This window comes from Bacillus sp. RIT 809 (genome assembly GCF_016892495.1).
Classification (GTDB): domain Bacteria; phylum Bacillota; class Bacilli; order Bacillales; family Bacillaceae_G; genus Bacillus_A; species Bacillus_A cereus_U.
This window is the reverse complement of the sequence record NZ_JAFEMR010000034.1, coordinates 24,582-39,701: the sequence shown is the minus strand read 5'-3', so window position 1 is coordinate 39,701 and position 15,120 is coordinate 24,582. Positions and strand designations below refer to the sequence as shown.

Here is a 15,120-nt window from a genome sequence, read left to right as displayed (position 1 = left end):
TTAAGGGGTATTTAATATTTGTATACATGGAGGTTCATTATGGAACAAATCATATCAATATTACAAGCAGTCATAAGCGGGGAAAAAGAAAAGGTAGTAGAAATCATTAATACGGATCCAAGTGTTGTTAACTCATTTAGTGAAGATGGATGGACACCGCTTCACTTAGCTGCTTATTTTGGACAGAAAGAAATTGCAAGTTTCTTTTTAGAACAGGGAGCAGAAATACATATTAGAGCAAAAAACGAAAATGAAAATACACCTCTTCAAGCAGCAATTGCGAATAAGCAAAGCGAGCTTGTAGCTTTCTTAATTGAAAAGGGATCAGATGTGAATGCTGTGCAAAGTGGTGGCTGGACAGGACTTCATGAAGCAGCGTTATTAGGAGATGAAGAAATCATTATATTACTTCTTGAAAATGGTGCTAATAAAATGATTAAGAAAAATGATGGGAAAACCGCATATGATATTGCTTTAGAAAAAGGGCATGAATCCCTATTACATCATTTGCAAGAGGAAGTGAGCTTTTGATTAGCCACTGGAATGTAGGGATTTTTCTTTTTAAGGAAGTGGAAGTGTTAGATTTTGCGGGCCCATTTGAAGTCTTTTCCGTTACAGCAACAAGTGAAGGTCAACCATTTACAGTTCATACTGTTAGTCAAGATGGAGAAATGATTACAGCGAGAAATGGATTAAAGGTACAACCGGACTATAGTATCGAAAACTTGCCTCCAGTTGATATTTTAATTATTCCTGGTGGGTTAGGTGTTAGAGAAAACGAAATGAAAAATGAAATAATAACAAATTGGATCCGCGAGCAAATGAAAGAAGTAAAGTTAATGACTTCTGTTTGTACCGGTGCGCTTTTACTTGCGAAAGCTGGATTACTCGATGGCTTCAAAGCGACAACACATTGGGCAAGTATTGAAAGTTTTAGAAATGATTTTCCGAATATTGAAGTATTAGAAAATGTAAAGTTTGTAGATGAGGGGCATATTATTACGTCTGGTGGAATTTCAGCCGGAATTAATATGTCATTTCATATTGTGAAAAATTTGTTAGGTGCTCGGGTTGCTGAAGAAACAGCGAAGAGAATGGAATATGATATTGATTTACAATATTAAAAGTAAAACAAGACCAGCAGTTGGAAAAATCCAACTGCTGGTCTTGTTTTATATTGACTGAATATACGCTAATTCCTCATCTGTAAGGATCGGACGGGTAGTTGCATCTGCATTTTCTTTCGCTTGTGTTTCTGTTTTTGCGCCAGGAATTGCGACCGATACTGCTGGATGGGAGAGGACGTAGCGAAGTGCAAGTTGTCCTAATGTCTGATTTTTATTTGAGAGTAACCTTAATTTTTCTACTTTTTGTAAATCTTCTTGAAACCACTTTTCTTTTGGCCATTCTTTGCGTAAATCTCCATCAGGAAAAGTTGTTTTATTTGTAAACTTTCCAGTTAATATCCCCATTTTTAAAGGTCCGCGTATAACAGCTCCTAAATTGTTCTCTTGTAGGTAGGGCAGTATGTCGTTTTCTGGTTTTCGGTTTAATATGTTGTAATCAAGTTGCACAACATCAATTTCATCGTTTTTATTGAAGTGTTTTATATATTGTAGGTCGTGAGTTGAAACACCAACAGCTCTTACTTTTCCGTCCCGTTTTAATATTTCAAATGCGCGTAAAAATGCTTCTGTTTCTTCTTGTTTATCCCACCAAATGTGACAGAAATAAACATCAATATAATCTGTTTCTAGGCGCAGTAAGCTAGTTTCAAATACTGCGATCACTTTTTCGGCAGTATTATAAACAGGCTCTCCACTTGGATCATAGTGATGTCCAATTAAACCACCTTTCGTTGATAAAACGATATTATTACGGTGCTCTCTTATCGCTTGAGTTACTAACCTTTCACTATGTCCTAATCCGTATACATCAGCAGTATCAATAAAGTTTACGCCGCATTCAATTGCTTTCTTCATAGCGGTTATAGATTGTTTGTCGTTAACAGGACCCCATTCATCGCCGCCAATCGCCCACGCTCCAAAGCCAATTTCAGAAACAGTAATTCCAGTTTTACCCAATTTGCGGTAGTGCATCATTTTTCCTCCTTGTAAGCATGTTATAACATCGGTATGCAAAACTAGAATTTATATGTGTAAAAATGTTTTCTACAATTGGGGAAAAAGAATAACATAAACTACTATTTTATAGCAGCATAAATAAAAATTCTCATTTTAAATACAGAGATGTCGTCGAACGCTATCTCTAATTGGTTAATTTGTGAGATTTTTTTGTGAAGGAGCTTATTTTATAAGAATAGAATTTAAGTTAATAAGAGATCGTGCCTATGGTAGTGAAAAAATATGGGTTAGGGGGATTTGAAAATGAGGAAACTCAAAAGAGTAAATGTTCCTAATATACCAGAGCAACTATCACAGCCTAACGACAATCGAACTATAAATAAGAAGAAGTTAAGGCGTTTTATTTTCATGTTCATTTTTATTGCTGCGACTACTTTTTACGTTCAATATATTTTGACGAAACAACAAGAAGTAATTAATGGCAAACAAAATACAATAACGAACCAAAAGAAACAATTAGTTTCTTTAAAGAAAGATCAAGGTTCTTTAAAGACTAACATCGAGAATTTAACGGATAATGAAGAAGAAATATTAAAGTTTGCGAGAAAAGAGTATCAATTTTCTAAGTCAAACGAAACAATATTCGTATTGCCAAAGTGAAGTGGTGGAACAGTTAGCGATAGCTAACTGTTTTTTGATGTATGAGGAAAAAGGTGTTTGTAGTGTGAATGTCATGGTACAAGGAGCAATGACATATTGTAAAAATGAGAAGTTTGAGCCATTTTTAATTGTTTTAAGAGGTTTCCATAATTATGGAATATATGTCAAAATAAATATTGTTAAAATTCTGTCAATTGTATATAATACAAGGTAAGCGGATACATTTTTTGATCAACGTTGAGTTAACAGCTTATACGTCTGTTAAGAAAACCGTTATCCTCGTATAAGAAAGGAAGATAGCTGTGTACGCTTCAAATACAATTTACGTCGTAGGGGATGCGAAAGCACCTCAAAATAATCCCATTACCGAAAAGTTCAAAAGTTATTTTGTAGCATTTGTACTTGAGAAGGATACAGGGAAAATTGTAGATGCAGATTGCTCAGCGACAATTGCATTAACATCTCAATTTGTTAAATATTTGTTTCTACATAAAAATATTAATGACCCAGCATTAGTAACAGAAATAAAAAATCGATACTTCGGTTCGTCTCAAAAGGCGCTACTTGTAGCGCTAAAGGATGCACAGAAAAAATATAATCAGATTGCTGCTTTGTCTACCCATTCATAGACAAAATCCAGCCGTAAGAATCTTCTTATGGCTGGATTTTTTTGTTTCGCATTAACGGGCAGAATAAAGTCTCCCGTGTATTAAAGTATCACTCTATAAACAACGAAAGGATGAACAAAATGAAAATTACCGATGTGAAGGTAAACCGCCGACATGTAAAGCTTCATACACCGTTTAAAACAGCGCTTCGTACTGTAACGGAAATCGAAAGTATAGATGTGTTTATTCATACAGATGAAGGAATTGTTGGAAGAGGAGCTGCTGCAGCAACGCCGGTTATTACAGGTGATTTTGCCAACGGGATGGAGGAAGCAATATTAGGACCAATTCGTTCTGTATTAGTTGAAAAAGATGTACTGCAATTTCAAACGTTATTGTTACACATTCAAATGAGTTGTATAGGAAATACAAGTGCGAAAGCGGCGGTAGATATGGCTTTATACGATGTGTATTGTCAATTGCACAACATACCGTTATACGCATTACTAGGTGGAAAGAAAGAGATTTATACTGATATTACAGTAAGTGTGGATGGACCTTTATTAATGGCAAAAGAAGCAGAAAAGCATATCGAAAAGGGATTCCAAACATTAAAAATTAAGGTGGGTAAAGAGGCACATTTAGATTTGGAACGCATAGAGGCAATTCGAAATGTGGTTCCAAAGAATACGACGTTACGTTTAGATGCAAATCAAGGATGGAAACCGAAAGAAGCGGTTTCTATTATTAGAGAAATGGAGAATAGAAATTTAAATATAGAATTTGTAGAACAACCAGTTCATGCGAAAGATTGGGATGGATTAAAGTACGTGAAGGACAATGTACAAACGCCTATTATGGCAGATGAAAGTATGTTTTCGGCAAGCGACGCATTAAAGATTGTCCAAGGAGGATATGCAGACCTACTTAATATTAAGTTAATGAAATGCGGTGGTATTCGAGAAGCCTGGAAAATTGCGGATATTGCGGAAGCAGCAGGTGTGAAGTGTATGGTTGGAAGTATGATGGAATCTTCACTTTCAGTTAGCGCTGTTGCACATTTAGCTGTGGCTCATCCAAATATTCATTACTTTGATCTTGATGCACCGTTATGGTTAGTAGAAGAGCCAGAAGGGATGACTTACACTGGCCCAAAGGTAAACCTGCATTCTGTAGTGAATATACAATCTTAGGAGGAGTACCTAGTAAACTATCTTTTAAGGGGGATATATTATGAAAAAAGTGGGGACTGCATTATTAACGACATTATTCATTTTTTCATCTTTCACATCGGCAAATGCCGAAGAGAAAAAAGATAAGAAAGCATTTATTGATGTGGCAGCTGCGACGTTATGGACCGCACCAGATTCGCTTCGGCCAATCGATGCACCGAGTGCAACAAACCCAGTTGATTTGTGGAAGTGGACGAAATCAATGACGCTTGATGAGAAGCTTTGGTTAACGAGTGCAAATAAATTAGAAACGCAAGCGCTACTCGGTCAAGAGGTAACGGTCATTGATAAAAAAGGTGATTGGGTAAAAGTACTAGTGCACGGACAGCCAACACCCCGAAACGAAGTAGGTTATCCAGGTTGGATGCCTGAAAAACAATTAACATATAATCAGGAATTTGCAGATAAAACAAATGAACCTTTCGTATTAGTAACGAAACCGACAGCAATTTTATATATAAATCCTTCTGAAAAACATAAATCACTTGAAGTGAGCTATAATACGCGACTGCCGCTACTTAGTGAAGATACGATTTCATACCGCGTGTTGTTGCCAAATGGTCAGAAGGCGTGGCTACGAAAAAATGACGGAACGGTTTACCGTTCTCAAAATGATATTCCAAAGCCGACAGCTGATGATCTAATAAACACTGGGAAAATGTTTTTAGGATTACCATATATATGGGCTGGTACAAGTGGGTTTGGTTTTGATTGCTCTGGATTTACACATACGATTTATAAATCACATGGCATTACCATACCGAGGGATTCTGGGCCACAATCAAAAGCAGGAATTGCGGTTGATAAAGAAAACCTACAAAAGGGCGATTTAATATTCTTTGCACATAATCAAGGAAAAGGTAGTGTCCATCACGTTGGGATGTATATTGGTGATGGTAATATGATTCACTCACCAAGAGCTGAAAGATCGGTAGAGATTATACCGCTTAATACACCAGGATATATAGAAGAATACGCTGGTTCTCGTCGTTACTTACCTTAAAAAATAGAGGGGGTTTTGAAATGAAAAAGGTAGTTCGCTATTCATTAGTTAGTACTCTATTAGTTTCTTCATTTTTAGTTGGCTGTGCAAAAGAAAAAACAACTACAAAGCCGAAAGATGAGAAGAAAGTATTACAGCTACTAGAAACGGGTGAAATTCCATCATTAAATTCAGGGAAAGTAACAGACGCCGTATCGTTTAACGTTTTGAATAACGTAATGGAAGGGTTATTCCGTTTATCGAAAAATGATGAAGTGATCCAGGCTGGGGCACAGAAATATGAAGTGAGTAAAGACGGAAAGACTTATACATTCCACTTACGTGATGCGAAATGGTCTAACGGCGATCCAGTAACAGCTCATGATTACGTATATGCTTGGAAGCAACTTATTAATCCAGATACAGCCTCTCAATATGCATATATTGCGTACGATGTGAAAAATGCGGAAAAGATAAATAAGAAACAATTAGGATTAGAAGAATTAGGTGTGAAAGCAAAAGATGATAAAACGTTTGTTGTGGAATTAGAACATCCAGTACCGTATTTTACAAAACTACTTATTTTACCGTCGTTCTATCCAATTAATGAAAATTTTGCGAAAGAGCAAGGTGATAAATACGGTTTAGAGGCAAATAAAGCGGTGTATAATGGGCCGTTTACGTTGTCGGAGTGGAAGCACGAAGCAAGTTTTACAATGAAGAAAAACGATAAATATTGGGATGAAAAAGAAGTAAAGTTAGATGAAGTAAACTATCAAATTGTAAAAGAAATTTCAACGGCGGTAAATTTATATGAAACAGATAAAGTTGATAGAGCTGTCATTTCTACAGAATTCGTAGATAAATATAAAAATAATAAAGAACTGAAACAATATACAGATCCGGTTATGTATTTCTTCCGTTTCAATGAAAATGTACCGATTCTTAAAAATAAAAACGCACGTCTTGCACTTAGCACAGTTTTTGATAAGAAGGGACTTGCGACTTCATTTTTAAATGATGGATCAGTTGCTGCGAATTATTACGTACCAAAAGGATTTTTAAAAGGCCCAGATAAGAAAGATTTTAGAAGTACGGCAGGTGAGTTTAATAAGACTGATGTAAAACAAGCGAAAGAATATTGGGAAAAGGCGAAACAAGAGACAGGCACAAATGAAGTGACGTTAGAACTATTAAACTATGACTTAGAGAACTTTAAAAAAGTAGGCGAATATATTAAAGAACAGCTTGAGAAAAACTTACCAGGGCTAAAAGTAAATGTGAAATTACAACCACATACTCAAAAACTAGCGTTAGAGAAGAAAAAAGAATATGAAATGTCGTTATCACGCTGGTTACCTGATTATCCAGATCCAATGACTTACTTAGAAGTATTCCTTTCGGGAAGTACTGTCAATAATACAGGATATGCAAATCCAGAATATGATGCGTTAATTAAAAAGATTAAAACAGAATTAGGTAATGATGAAAAAGCTCGTTGGAAGGCATTGCAAGATGCGGAAAAAATGCTCCTTGATGATGCAGTAATCGCACCAGTATTCCAGCGCGGATTATCTTACTTACAAAAACCATACGTGAAAGATTTATACGTACATCAATTTGGCCCAGCAACAAGCTTGAAATGGGCCGACATACAAAAGTAAAGAAAGAGGAAAAACAGACTTCACGTATGTGATAGTCTGTTTTTTCTTATAGCTTCAAATGAATTATAGACATTTTATGTATTTTTTCACTGCTTAAAAATAAAATTATTACTAAAATTCCAGTGTGAAATGTATGTAGAATCTTGTATAATTAACATGTTTCTTTGGAAACACTTTCTTGCTCTATAAGTATTTAACTTAATAGTGCAAAGAAATGGAATACATACATGTAAATAATAGATAAATAGAATGGAACATGTATAGAGAAAAAGGAGAGAAATGATGACGTGTCAAAAACAAGGGTTACAATTTAATAGTACTAGAAAGAGGAATAGCAGATGAAGATGAAGCATGCTTTCGGACCAATTATTTTAGCCTGCGTACTTTTTTTCATTGTATTGCTTATTCCATCTAAAAGTTTAGTATCACTTATTAGCGATAGGAAAGTTGAAGATGCGGCAACTTCCTTGCAAAAAGAGAAATTACAAAGTGTTTTCTTGCAACAGAAAATGTTAGAGAATTCGCAGTACTTACCGATGTATGGTTCATCAGAGTTTTTACGAATGGATGCATATCATCCGTCTAACTATTTTAAAGTAAATCCAGCTGGCTTTACACCATTTTTAATGGGGACTGGCGGCACGCAAAGTTTGGCTCATATATTAAATATGACGTCAACAATGGATGAATTAGAAGGTAAAAAAGTAGTGTTTGTTCTTTCGCCACAATGGTTTACAAAAACTGGTGTATCACAAGGGGATTTTACTAATAATTTCTCCAAACAACAAGCATATCATTTTATTTTTAATGATGAAATTAAACCTGAAATGAAGAAGCAGATCGCGAAACGACTATTAGATTATGAAGTTGTTCAAAAAGATGATATATTAAAAAATTCATTAGAAGGTATTGTTTATAATGATACGAAACATAACATAAAAGCAGGTCTAGTCAAACCACTTGCTTATATGCATCGAAACATTTTAGATCATAGAGATCTATTTAACTCTCTATTTAAAATCGAACCGATGAAAGAGAAAACAAATATGGGATTACGTTCACTTTCTTGGGAAGATGCACGTAAACATGCGGAACAAGAAGGTAAAGTAGGATCCACAACAAATACATTCGGAATTGAAAATCCATATTACTATAAACATAATTTAAAGAAAAAATTAAAAGGTTTAAAAAACTTTAGAGCAAATGAATCGTATGATGATTCACCAGAATATGATGACTTACAAATTGTTTTAGATCTTTTCAAAGAAAAAAATGTAAAACCACTCTTTATTTCTGTGCCTGTAAACGGACCGTGGTATGATTACGCTGGTTTCCCAAAAGAACGCCGTGATGTGTATTATAACAAGGTTCGCGATCAAGTCGAAAAAGCAGGATACCCAGTAGTTGATTTTTCTAGCCATGAATATGATAAGTATTTCTTAAAAGATACAATTCATTTAGGCTGGAAAGGCTGGATCTATTTTGATGAAGCAGTGCAGAAGTTTTACTCTGAAAAATAATGTATAAACAATGGAAACAGGAATGGCGATAAAGCTGTTCCTGTTTTTTAATATAAAGGATTTTGGTGCGGGCAATTTGGAAAGGCGTGTATATCTTGAATTTGTCTAAAATCATAATGTTTCATTGCAAATTGAGCTTGGTAAAGGTATTCGTAAACAAATAATTGATTATTTTGTACACCGCATAAAACGCCGGAAGTTCCTTGTCCATTCATGAAGGAAATGCCGATAGGGCGTCCGATTAAGTATGGTACTTTTTGATGCCAATGCATAAGGGAATCACTCCTTTTGAGTTACTATACGAAGTTACAAATGAATTGTAACTTATCCAAGTAAATCTTAAACTGGAGGGTTTTAATGAAATGTCTAGAAATCATTAATATGAATGAATTATTAGTGTGGAAGAGGAGTGCATTATGGAGAAAGAAAGGATTCTGGAAGAAAAGTTAAGTCTAATAGACTGGTGCCAAACATTGAAGTGTGTAACTAATGATGTATGGTTTGATTCTTTTAGAAAAGGTTCATGGGGAATTGCGGATGTGATTTCACATTTTATCCCGCATTAACGGGCAGTAAGACTCCTACCTCAAAATTCAGCTGAAGCAACGAAGTTAGGTGGGAGATCAACTGCCCGTAAAAGCCCGATTGGTTCAACTAATAATCATTGGAGGATGAACAAAACCCCCAATGATTAAAGTTTCACTTTATCGTTTGGGATGAGTTTTTAATGAAGTTTAGAATTCCATACTTTATAAGTGGACAATCTGTACCTAACGTTCCAACAGATGTTGAGGAAATGAATAAGAGTGCAATAAAATATGCGAGGTCTGGTATTTCGAAAGAAGGACTAATAGATCAATTTAGTTTTACTCGTAAACAGTTTGTTGATCAAATGAATCAAATTTCTGCCCAGAACTTTAAAGATGACTACCAATTCGGCACGAAAAGAGTGAGATTAAACGATTATTTTTCATCACTCATTCAACATGATTTAAAACACAAAGAAGAAATAATGCAATTTATAATATATAAACAAGCCTATAATAAAAAACCGCTATAATTCTAAATGAATTTATAGCGGTTTTATTAAAAATTTAAGCAAGCTTTTTACGTTTTTTTGTCCACTTTTTTATTACGAAATATAAAATAATAAGAACAACCCCGCCAATAGCGAAAGATTGCACATATGGTCCAGCAACGTCATTTATATTACCCCAGTTTTCTCCAAGTTTTTCACCTAAGTAAATGAAAATAATAGACCAAGGAATAATCGCAAGTCCTGTTAAAGTAATGAAACGTGAAAGTGGCATTTTGGTAATCCCAGCAGGAATTGAAATCGCATGACGAACGACTGGAATGAAACGTGCAGTGAAAATTACGCCAGTTCCGTAACGATTAAACCAATCTTCAGCAGCATCAATTTGTTTTTTATGAATGAAAATATACTTTCCGTAACGTTCTAATACAGGGCGACCACCATATCGACCAATCCAGTAAACAAAGATTTGGGCAATAACACCGCCAATTGTACCGAATATAACTGCACCTACAAATGAGATACTACCATTGAATACTAAGTATCCAGCATAAGCTAGGACGATCTCACTTGGGATAATTTCAATCATAAGTCCAAGCATTATGCCCCAATAACCTAATCCTTCAAAAAATGTTAATACTGAATGAATAAAACTACTTAACATTGTTGCACCTTCTAGTTCATAATTTTTTTCGAATAAAGCTTTTTTTATTTAATAACATAAAAAGTTCACTATATGTAGATTATACCTTATTTAATGAACATATTGCCATTTCAATACTTTTTATGTCTTGTATTAGTTTTCCTAGTCTTTATAGTAAACGATATAAATTGAGTTTTCATGAAGAGAGAATGAAAGGAGTATTAAAAATTTCTCATATTTAAAGAGAAGGAAAGGACTAGTAGACTGAAAATTTTGTATAATGATGGGAGTGTTGAATTTACAAAGGGGGAGAAGTTATGCGTTTTACAGATCCTATTTACGGACCAATTACTATTCACAATAGAGATATCATACGATTGATCGATACTAAAGCATTTCGAAGGTTGGCCTATATTAAACAGCAAGGACATACATACTTTTTACATGAGAACGCAATACATACTAGGAAAGAACATTCTATAGGTGTATATATACTGGTAAACAAAGTGATAGAACATCTTTCAATGATTGGTGATATCTCCTTATCAGAATATGAACGAAAACTAGTGTCTACAGTAGCTCTTCTACACGATATTGGACATGGTCCATATTCACATTGTTTTCAGCAAATATCAGGTGAGGATCATGGTGATTGGACTGTTCGAATGATTCAGGAGGATGCGGAAATACGCACGATTTTAAATAAGACTTCTGGATTATTAGAAGATGTAACGAAAGCTTTAACAGAAGATGGAGTTTTTCCGATTATAGATGAGCTATTATTTAATTCACTAGGAATGGATCAATTAGATTTTTGGAATAGAGATTTATATTATTCATCGCTTGAGTTAGAAGGTATTGAGATAAAAGAACTAATTGCCGCTATGCGTTTTATAGATGGAAAGCTTGTTATTGAAGAAACGGGAGTACCTTATATTGAACAACTAATCAAGATGAAAAAAGGGCTTTATAATAATGGGTTTGGTCATCCGTTTGTAGTAGGTAAAGATTTATTGTTACAATGCATTTTTAAAAAGATAGAAGAGAAAAAACTTCCGTTTTATACTCTGGAGTTACAAAATTTCTTTCGTGAAGTAGAGAAATTAGAAGTGAAGGACTTTCTTCCATTGCAGGATGAAATGATTTCTAATGAAATAAAGTGCTTTGCAAAATCAAATCACGTAGAAATAGCATCATTAATTCAGCTTTATTTTTCAGCATCCAAAAGCTTAGCATTTGAAAAAGGGCTAGAAGGTGATTTTAACGAGGCAAAAAACAAATTGGCGGTAATAACTGAGAAGAAGGCTTACAGTTCATATGTAGGTGGTATTTATGTTCATAGAAATGGTCAGTTAGAAGAAATTATAGAACGATCATCTTACATTCAGGACATAGTGAATTTGCCGAAAAAAGAATATGCGTATTCAATTTAATTGACCGAGTAAGTCGAAATTGGATGGGGTGAAAATATGAATTGGAATGAACGTTTATTAGAAATGGATGATTTACCAATTATTTTAGAGTGGTATAATGACGAAGAATTACATGACATAGTGGACGTGAGAACATTCAAACGATATACAATAGAAGAACTTCGAAAGTATTGGACTGAAAAACTATCCCGATCTTATGCAAGTTATCATGTGATCGTAGTAGAGGATGAAGTAATAGGGAGAGTTGGATTAAAAAAGAAGAGAAATGACGATATATATGTGATGGAGTACTCAATCTTGATTGGCGTCTCAAATTTATATTCAAAAGGGCTTGGAACAGAGATTACAAAGTATTTTATTACTAAATCATTTTTAGACCCTGATATACAAGCGGTTGTATTGCAAGTTAGGGAAGATAATAAGAGGGCAATTCGCTGTTATGAGAAAGCTGGGTTCAAAAAAACTGAATCGTATGTAGAGAATCATTTGAAAATGTATGAGATGCAAAGAGTTAAGAAGTGCAAAATAGTATAGAAATTAAAAAATAGGAGCAAATTTGCTCCTATTTTTTACGGCTTCACGTCTAAATTTTGTAAAAATAACGTTGCTGAAACGTAGCGCTTCGCTAACATTTGTACATATGCGGTATGAACAGATAGGGTAGCGATAATAATAGCGTTACGAATTGCTTCGCGTTGTTCGTTATTAATTTGATCAAACTTGCTTGCAATTTTATCAGCTTTTTCTTTTACAATATTTTCGATCGTATGAATGGTATCAGTTGCATTTAGTTGTAAGCAATTCCCTTGATTTAGTTCTTCAAATAAAGAAGAATAAGCTACATATAAATGAACGGGGTTAATTAAATCATCACTTCGATCGGCCGGGTCATTTACGATAAGTCGTAATAGTTTGCGAATAGATTCAAAATCAAGCGCTGTTTTTAAATCTTCAACAATGAATAATAAGGCTGCTTGTTCGATTGAGTATTTCTTCCCTTTTTGAGGGGAGCCAATCATTTCTTTTATATCTCGTTTCACCCAGTTTTGCATAGCAGTTACAGAGAAACTTGTGTTTTCAATCTGATTACCAAGCGCAACTATTTCATTTAAAGAAAAACCGACATCCGTATCATCGATTTTAATTAATTTTTCAAAAATAGGTGAAAGTGCGGTTGTAATAAAAGCTGTAACGCTTTGTCCGCTTTCAATATCTTTTTTATGTGACTTTGCCCAAGCTTCTTGTAAAATGCTAAGAGGCTTTTTCGGATTCCATCCTCTAAGTGATAGAAGGAGCGTTGCCATTTCGTTTCGTGTGAGATGAAATGTTTCCATCTTTTCACCTCCAAAATTATAAAAAGTTCTTATGAACTTATAATATGTTTTGTTTCATTTAAAGTCAATTCCGTTTTTCTTAATTTTTCCTTTGTTATGGAATTATTGTCGATAGTAAATAATACTTGCATATTTCGACAAAAGTTCATATAATGAGTTCATAAGAACCTTTAAAAAGGTTTTAAAATAAATCTATCATTCTTGTTTTAAAAGAAAGGTAGATTTCACATATATCTATATAAAAGGAGAATGGATATAATATGTTGAAAAAACTTGTAGCAGTAATGACAGCATTCATGGTTATCTTTGGGGCTAGTAGCTTTATGTTCGTAAATCACGCGGAAGCGAAAAGTTACAAATCTGGTAAAAAATCATATACACCAAGTTCTGGTCAAAATTCAAAAGTTGATTTAAACAAAAAAGATTCTAATGTAAATTCACAAAAAACGACAACAGATTCAAAAACAAAAGCAACAAACACAGCACCAAAAAGTAATAAAGGTGGCTTTATGAAAGGTTTATTACTAGGTGGTCTTGGTGGTTTACTAATGGGTAGCTTATTTGCAAATATGGGAGCTCTTGGTTCTGTATTAGCGTTTATGGTAAATATGTTAGTAATGGCTGGTATCGTAATGTTAGCAGTTCGTGCATTTAAATACTTCAAGGATCAACGTAAGAAAAAGGCAGATGAAGTAGCATGGAAACAATAAAAATTTCTGAACAAGAGCTTATAAATGCGCTTTGTATATATATCGCTGAAAAAAGACAAGTTGGTCCAGAAGAAGTTTCAGTTGAACTAATGTATGATGATGACTACGGTTTCTCTGCAGAAGTAGAGGTAAATGGTCGCCAGCAAATTTTAATTCAAGCAAACTTAATCGAAGCACTACGCTTGTTGCTTGATCGAGAATACAACGTCAATTCATTTGCTGCAAGATTGCAACTTGAATTAGATGATGAAGAAGGCATTTACGCATTAGCGAAATTTAATAACGATGAACAATAAAACTGTTAGAGCTGTATGCTCTAACAGTTTTTTATTTGGATTAATATTGCTAGTATGTTTCTTCTTTTAGAATAAAATCCAGTATTTCATGTACCTTCAATTTAGTATTTGCATCATTTTAACTATCTACACCAAAGTTGGCTATCCAAATAAATAATAATTTTGACATAAAACGACTTTTATTTATTTATTCGACGAATTGCGACAAATAAATCGCAGCTATATTTGATATGATATTTCAGAAATCTTATATTTTATTATTCAAAGCGAGGTAGAAGAATGATGGTTTGAATTTAGCTGAATTTGCTCATAAGGCTTCTGGTAAAAAAGTATTTATATCAAGAATATCAGAAAAGTTCGAAAAAGTTCAAAAAGGAGAACGAAACATGGAAACACAAACTTATAAGTATCCTAGACAAAAGATTAATGGGATTTGGCTAATAATTGCTGGAGCAGCAATGTTTTTACTTTTAATAAAACATAACGGTTATCCAAATGTTTGGCCTTTTATTATTGTTTATACATTAGGAATGATATGGCAATTGAACCCTAAAACTAGGAAGAAATTTGCAGTTGGTTCTGGAACATCGGAACAAAAAAAGTGGGCTAATTTTTCAATGATGCTTTTGGCTATTTTAGTTTTTCTCATTTTTCATTTTGTCGGCGATGATTATAGAAATTGCTGGCTATTAATTCTTTTAGCTGTAGGTATTCATTTCTTAATGTTTATTCCCGTACATGGAAAAATGATGTTTTTGCTGTCCGTTATTTTAATATTCAATTCATTTATAGGATTAATCATTACCAACGTAAATCTAGATGTATTTTTTGTAATAGATGGTTTAGTGAAAATTTTAGTTGGTGTAATTTTTATTAGGTTAAGTCCTATTGGTTTTTAAAATACAGTTGATAAATATA

General features: G+C 34.0%; 18 protein-coding genes and 2 pseudogenes. 16 read left to right on the top strand and 4 right to left on the bottom strand.

Annotated features, from left to right (window positions below):
• The first annotated feature begins 39 nt into the window (after positions 1-39).
• Positions 40-531 carry an ankyrin repeat domain-containing protein gene (locus JTF23_RS25160; protein WP_002161472.1) on the top strand — a complete coding sequence of 164 codons (492 nt, stop codon included), beginning with the start codon at positions 40-42 and terminating at the stop codon, positions 529-531.
• Positions 528-1,124, top strand: a complete 597-nt coding sequence (locus tag JTF23_RS25155) for a DJ-1/PfpI family protein (RefSeq protein WP_016105111.1) — start codon at positions 528-530, stop codon at positions 1,122-1,124. The genes JTF23_RS25160 and JTF23_RS25155 overlap by 4 nt, the downstream gene beginning before the upstream one ends.
• A 48-nt stretch (positions 1,125-1,172) precedes the next feature.
• Here JTF23_RS25155 and JTF23_RS25150 read toward each other — a convergent pair whose 3' ends face one another.
• Positions 1,173-2,099 carry an aldo/keto reductase gene (locus tag JTF23_RS25150; RefSeq protein ID WP_078174665.1) on the bottom strand — a complete coding sequence of 309 codons (927 nt, stop codon included), beginning with the start codon at positions 2,097-2,099 and terminating at the stop codon, positions 1,173-1,175.
• Between the two features lie 288 nt (positions 2,100-2,387).
• Here JTF23_RS25150 and JTF23_RS25145 point away from each other — a divergent pair, with 288 nt between their 5' ends.
• The 7 genes from JTF23_RS25145 to dltD all read left to right on the top strand — a co-directional run bounded on the left by JTF23_RS25145 (position 2,388) and on the right by dltD (position 8,750).
• Complete coding sequence (locus JTF23_RS25145) at positions 2,388-2,744, top strand: FtsB family cell division protein (RefSeq protein ID WP_002161475.1); 357 nt, start codon at positions 2,388-2,390, stop codon at positions 2,742-2,744.
• A complete protein-coding gene (locus JTF23_RS28280; RefSeq protein ID WP_204210043.1) occupies positions 2,683-2,958 on the top strand; it encodes a hypothetical protein in 276 nt (91 codons plus the stop codon). Before JTF23_RS25145 ends, JTF23_RS28280 begins: the two co-directional genes overlap by 62 nt.
• A gap of 88 nt (positions 2,959-3,046) precedes the next feature.
• The gene (locus JTF23_RS25135) at positions 3,047-3,373 is read left to right on the top strand and encodes a DUF3870 domain-containing protein (protein WP_016105108.1); all 327 of its coding nucleotides are present in this window, start codon (positions 3,047-3,049) and stop codon (positions 3,371-3,373) included.
• Positions 3,374-3,483: 110 nt separating this feature from the next.
• Entirely contained in the window at positions 3,484-4,545 is a 1,062-nt protein-coding gene (locus JTF23_RS25130; protein ID WP_204210042.1) for a dipeptide epimerase, read from the top strand.
• 40 nt (positions 4,546-4,585) lie between these two features.
• Positions 4,586-5,587, top strand: a complete 1,002-nt coding sequence (locus tag JTF23_RS25125) for a C40 family peptidase (protein ID WP_204210041.1) — start codon at positions 4,586-4,588, stop codon at positions 5,585-5,587.
• A 20-nt stretch (positions 5,588-5,607) separates the two neighbouring features.
• Positions 5,608-7,230, top strand: a complete 1,623-nt coding sequence (locus tag JTF23_RS25120; protein WP_199692907.1) for a peptide ABC transporter substrate-binding protein — start codon at positions 5,608-5,610, stop codon at positions 7,228-7,230.
• Between the two features lie 338 nt (positions 7,231-7,568).
• Entirely contained in the window at positions 7,569-8,750 is a 1,182-nt protein-coding gene (gene dltD, locus JTF23_RS25115; RefSeq protein WP_204210040.1) for a D-alanyl-lipoteichoic acid biosynthesis protein DltD, read from the top strand.
• Between the two features lie 47 nt (positions 8,751-8,797).
• Here dltD and JTF23_RS25110 read toward each other — a convergent pair whose 3' ends face one another.
• Positions 8,798-9,022, bottom strand: a complete 225-nt coding sequence (locus JTF23_RS25110; RefSeq protein ID WP_002110344.1) for a hypothetical protein — start codon at positions 9,020-9,022, stop codon at positions 8,798-8,800.
• A gap of 144 nt (positions 9,023-9,166) precedes the next feature.
• Between JTF23_RS25110 and JTF23_RS25105 the strand changes: the two are divergent.
• Together JTF23_RS25105 and JTF23_RS25100 are read left to right on the top strand one after the other, a co-directional pair.
• Positions 9,167-9,298 (top strand): annotated as a pseudogene (locus JTF23_RS25105) (DinB family protein); the annotation flags it as partial.
• A 158-nt stretch (positions 9,299-9,456) separates the two neighbouring features.
• Positions 9,457-9,820 (top strand): annotated as a pseudogene (locus JTF23_RS25100) (hypothetical protein).
• Positions 9,821-9,844: 24 nt separating this feature from the next.
• Here JTF23_RS25100 and uptA read toward each other — a convergent pair.
• The gene (gene uptA / locus JTF23_RS25095) at positions 9,845-10,450 is read right to left on the bottom strand and encodes an undecaprenyl phosphate transporter UptA (RefSeq protein WP_204210039.1); all 606 of its coding nucleotides are present in this window, start codon (positions 10,448-10,450) and stop codon (positions 9,845-9,847) included.
• A 296-nt stretch (positions 10,451-10,746) separates the two neighbouring features.
• Between uptA and JTF23_RS25090 the strand changes: the two genes are divergently transcribed.
• On the top strand, positions 10,747-11,862 hold the full coding sequence (locus tag JTF23_RS25090) for an HD domain-containing protein (protein WP_204210038.1): 1,116 nt from the start codon (positions 10,747-10,749) through the stop codon (positions 11,860-11,862).
• Between the two features lie 36 nt (positions 11,863-11,898).
• Complete coding sequence (locus tag JTF23_RS25085) at positions 11,899-12,396, top strand: GNAT family N-acetyltransferase (RefSeq protein WP_002161484.1); 498 nt, start codon at positions 11,899-11,901, stop codon at positions 12,394-12,396.
• Between the two features lie 35 nt (positions 12,397-12,431).
• Here JTF23_RS25085 and JTF23_RS25080 read toward each other — a convergent pair whose 3' ends face one another.
• Positions 12,432-13,196, bottom strand: coding sequence for a DUF1836 domain-containing protein (locus JTF23_RS25080; RefSeq protein ID WP_002110340.1), 765 nt, complete (start codon positions 13,194-13,196; stop codon positions 12,432-12,434).
• Between the two features lie 260 nt (positions 13,197-13,456).
• On the opposite strand from JTF23_RS25080, the gene JTF23_RS25075 reads away from it, so the two are divergent.
• The 3 genes from JTF23_RS25075 (at position 13,457) to JTF23_RS25065 (ending at position 15,101) form a co-directional block, all read left to right on the top strand.
• Positions 13,457-13,906 carry a hypothetical protein gene (locus JTF23_RS25075; protein ID WP_002012966.1) on the top strand — a complete coding sequence of 150 codons (450 nt, stop codon included), beginning with the start codon at positions 13,457-13,459 and terminating at the stop codon, positions 13,904-13,906.
• The gene (locus tag JTF23_RS25070) at positions 13,894-14,202 is read left to right on the top strand and encodes a YxcD family protein (protein WP_204210037.1); all 309 of its coding nucleotides are present in this window, start codon (positions 13,894-13,896) and stop codon (positions 14,200-14,202) included. The genes JTF23_RS25075 and JTF23_RS25070 overlap by 13 nt, the downstream gene beginning before the upstream one ends.
• A 386-nt stretch (positions 14,203-14,588) precedes the next feature.
• Positions 14,589-15,101, top strand: coding sequence for a DUF6609 family protein (locus JTF23_RS25065; RefSeq protein ID WP_204210044.1), 513 nt, complete (start codon positions 14,589-14,591; stop codon positions 15,099-15,101).
• Positions 15,102-15,120: the final 19 nt, after the last annotated feature.

Bases quoted from the DNA above. Each gene is read 5' to 3' on its own strand.
- JTF23_RS25160 (WP_002161472.1), top strand. From the start codon at position 40: ATGGAACAAATCATATCAATATTACAAGCAGTCATAAGCGGGGAAAAA.
- JTF23_RS25150 (WP_078174665.1), bottom strand. From the start codon at position 2,099: ATGCACTACCGCAAATTGGGTAAAACTGGAATTACTGTTTCTGAAATT.
- JTF23_RS25145 (WP_002161475.1), top strand. From the start codon at position 2,388: ATGAGGAAACTCAAAAGAGTAAATGTTCCTAATATACCAGAGCAACTA.
- JTF23_RS25130 (WP_204210042.1), top strand. From the start codon at position 3,484: ATGAACAAAATGAAAATTACCGATGTGAAGGTAAACCGCCGACATGTA.
- JTF23_RS25125 (WP_204210041.1), top strand. From the start codon at position 4,586: ATGAAAAAAGTGGGGACTGCATTATTAACGACATTATTCATTTTTTCA.
- JTF23_RS25120 (WP_199692907.1), top strand. From the start codon at position 5,608: ATGAAAAAGGTAGTTCGCTATTCATTAGTTAGTACTCTATTAGTTTCT.
- dltD (WP_204210040.1), top strand. From the start codon at position 7,569: ATGAAGATGAAGCATGCTTTCGGACCAATTATTTTAGCCTGCGTACTT.
- JTF23_RS25110 (WP_002110344.1), bottom strand. From the start codon at position 9,022: ATGCATTGGCATCAAAAAGTACCATACTTAATCGGACGCCCTATCGGC.
- uptA (WP_204210039.1), bottom strand. From the start codon at position 10,450: ATGTTAAGTAGTTTTATTCATTCAGTATTAACATTTTTTGAAGGATTA.
- JTF23_RS25090 (WP_204210038.1), top strand. From the start codon at position 10,747: ATGCGTTTTACAGATCCTATTTACGGACCAATTACTATTCACAATAGA.
- JTF23_RS25085 (WP_002161484.1), top strand. From the start codon at position 11,899: ATGAATTGGAATGAACGTTTATTAGAAATGGATGATTTACCAATTATT.
- JTF23_RS25080 (WP_002110340.1), bottom strand. From the start codon at position 13,196: ATGGAAACATTTCATCTCACACGAAACGAAATGGCAACGCTCCTTCTA.
- JTF23_RS25075 (WP_002012966.1), top strand. From the start codon at position 13,457: ATGTTGAAAAAACTTGTAGCAGTAATGACAGCATTCATGGTTATCTTT.
- JTF23_RS25070 (WP_204210037.1), top strand. From the start codon at position 13,894: ATGGAAACAATAAAAATTTCTGAACAAGAGCTTATAAATGCGCTTTGT.
- JTF23_RS25065 (WP_204210044.1), top strand. From the start codon at position 14,589: ATGGAAACACAAACTTATAAGTATCCTAGACAAAAGATTAATGGGATT.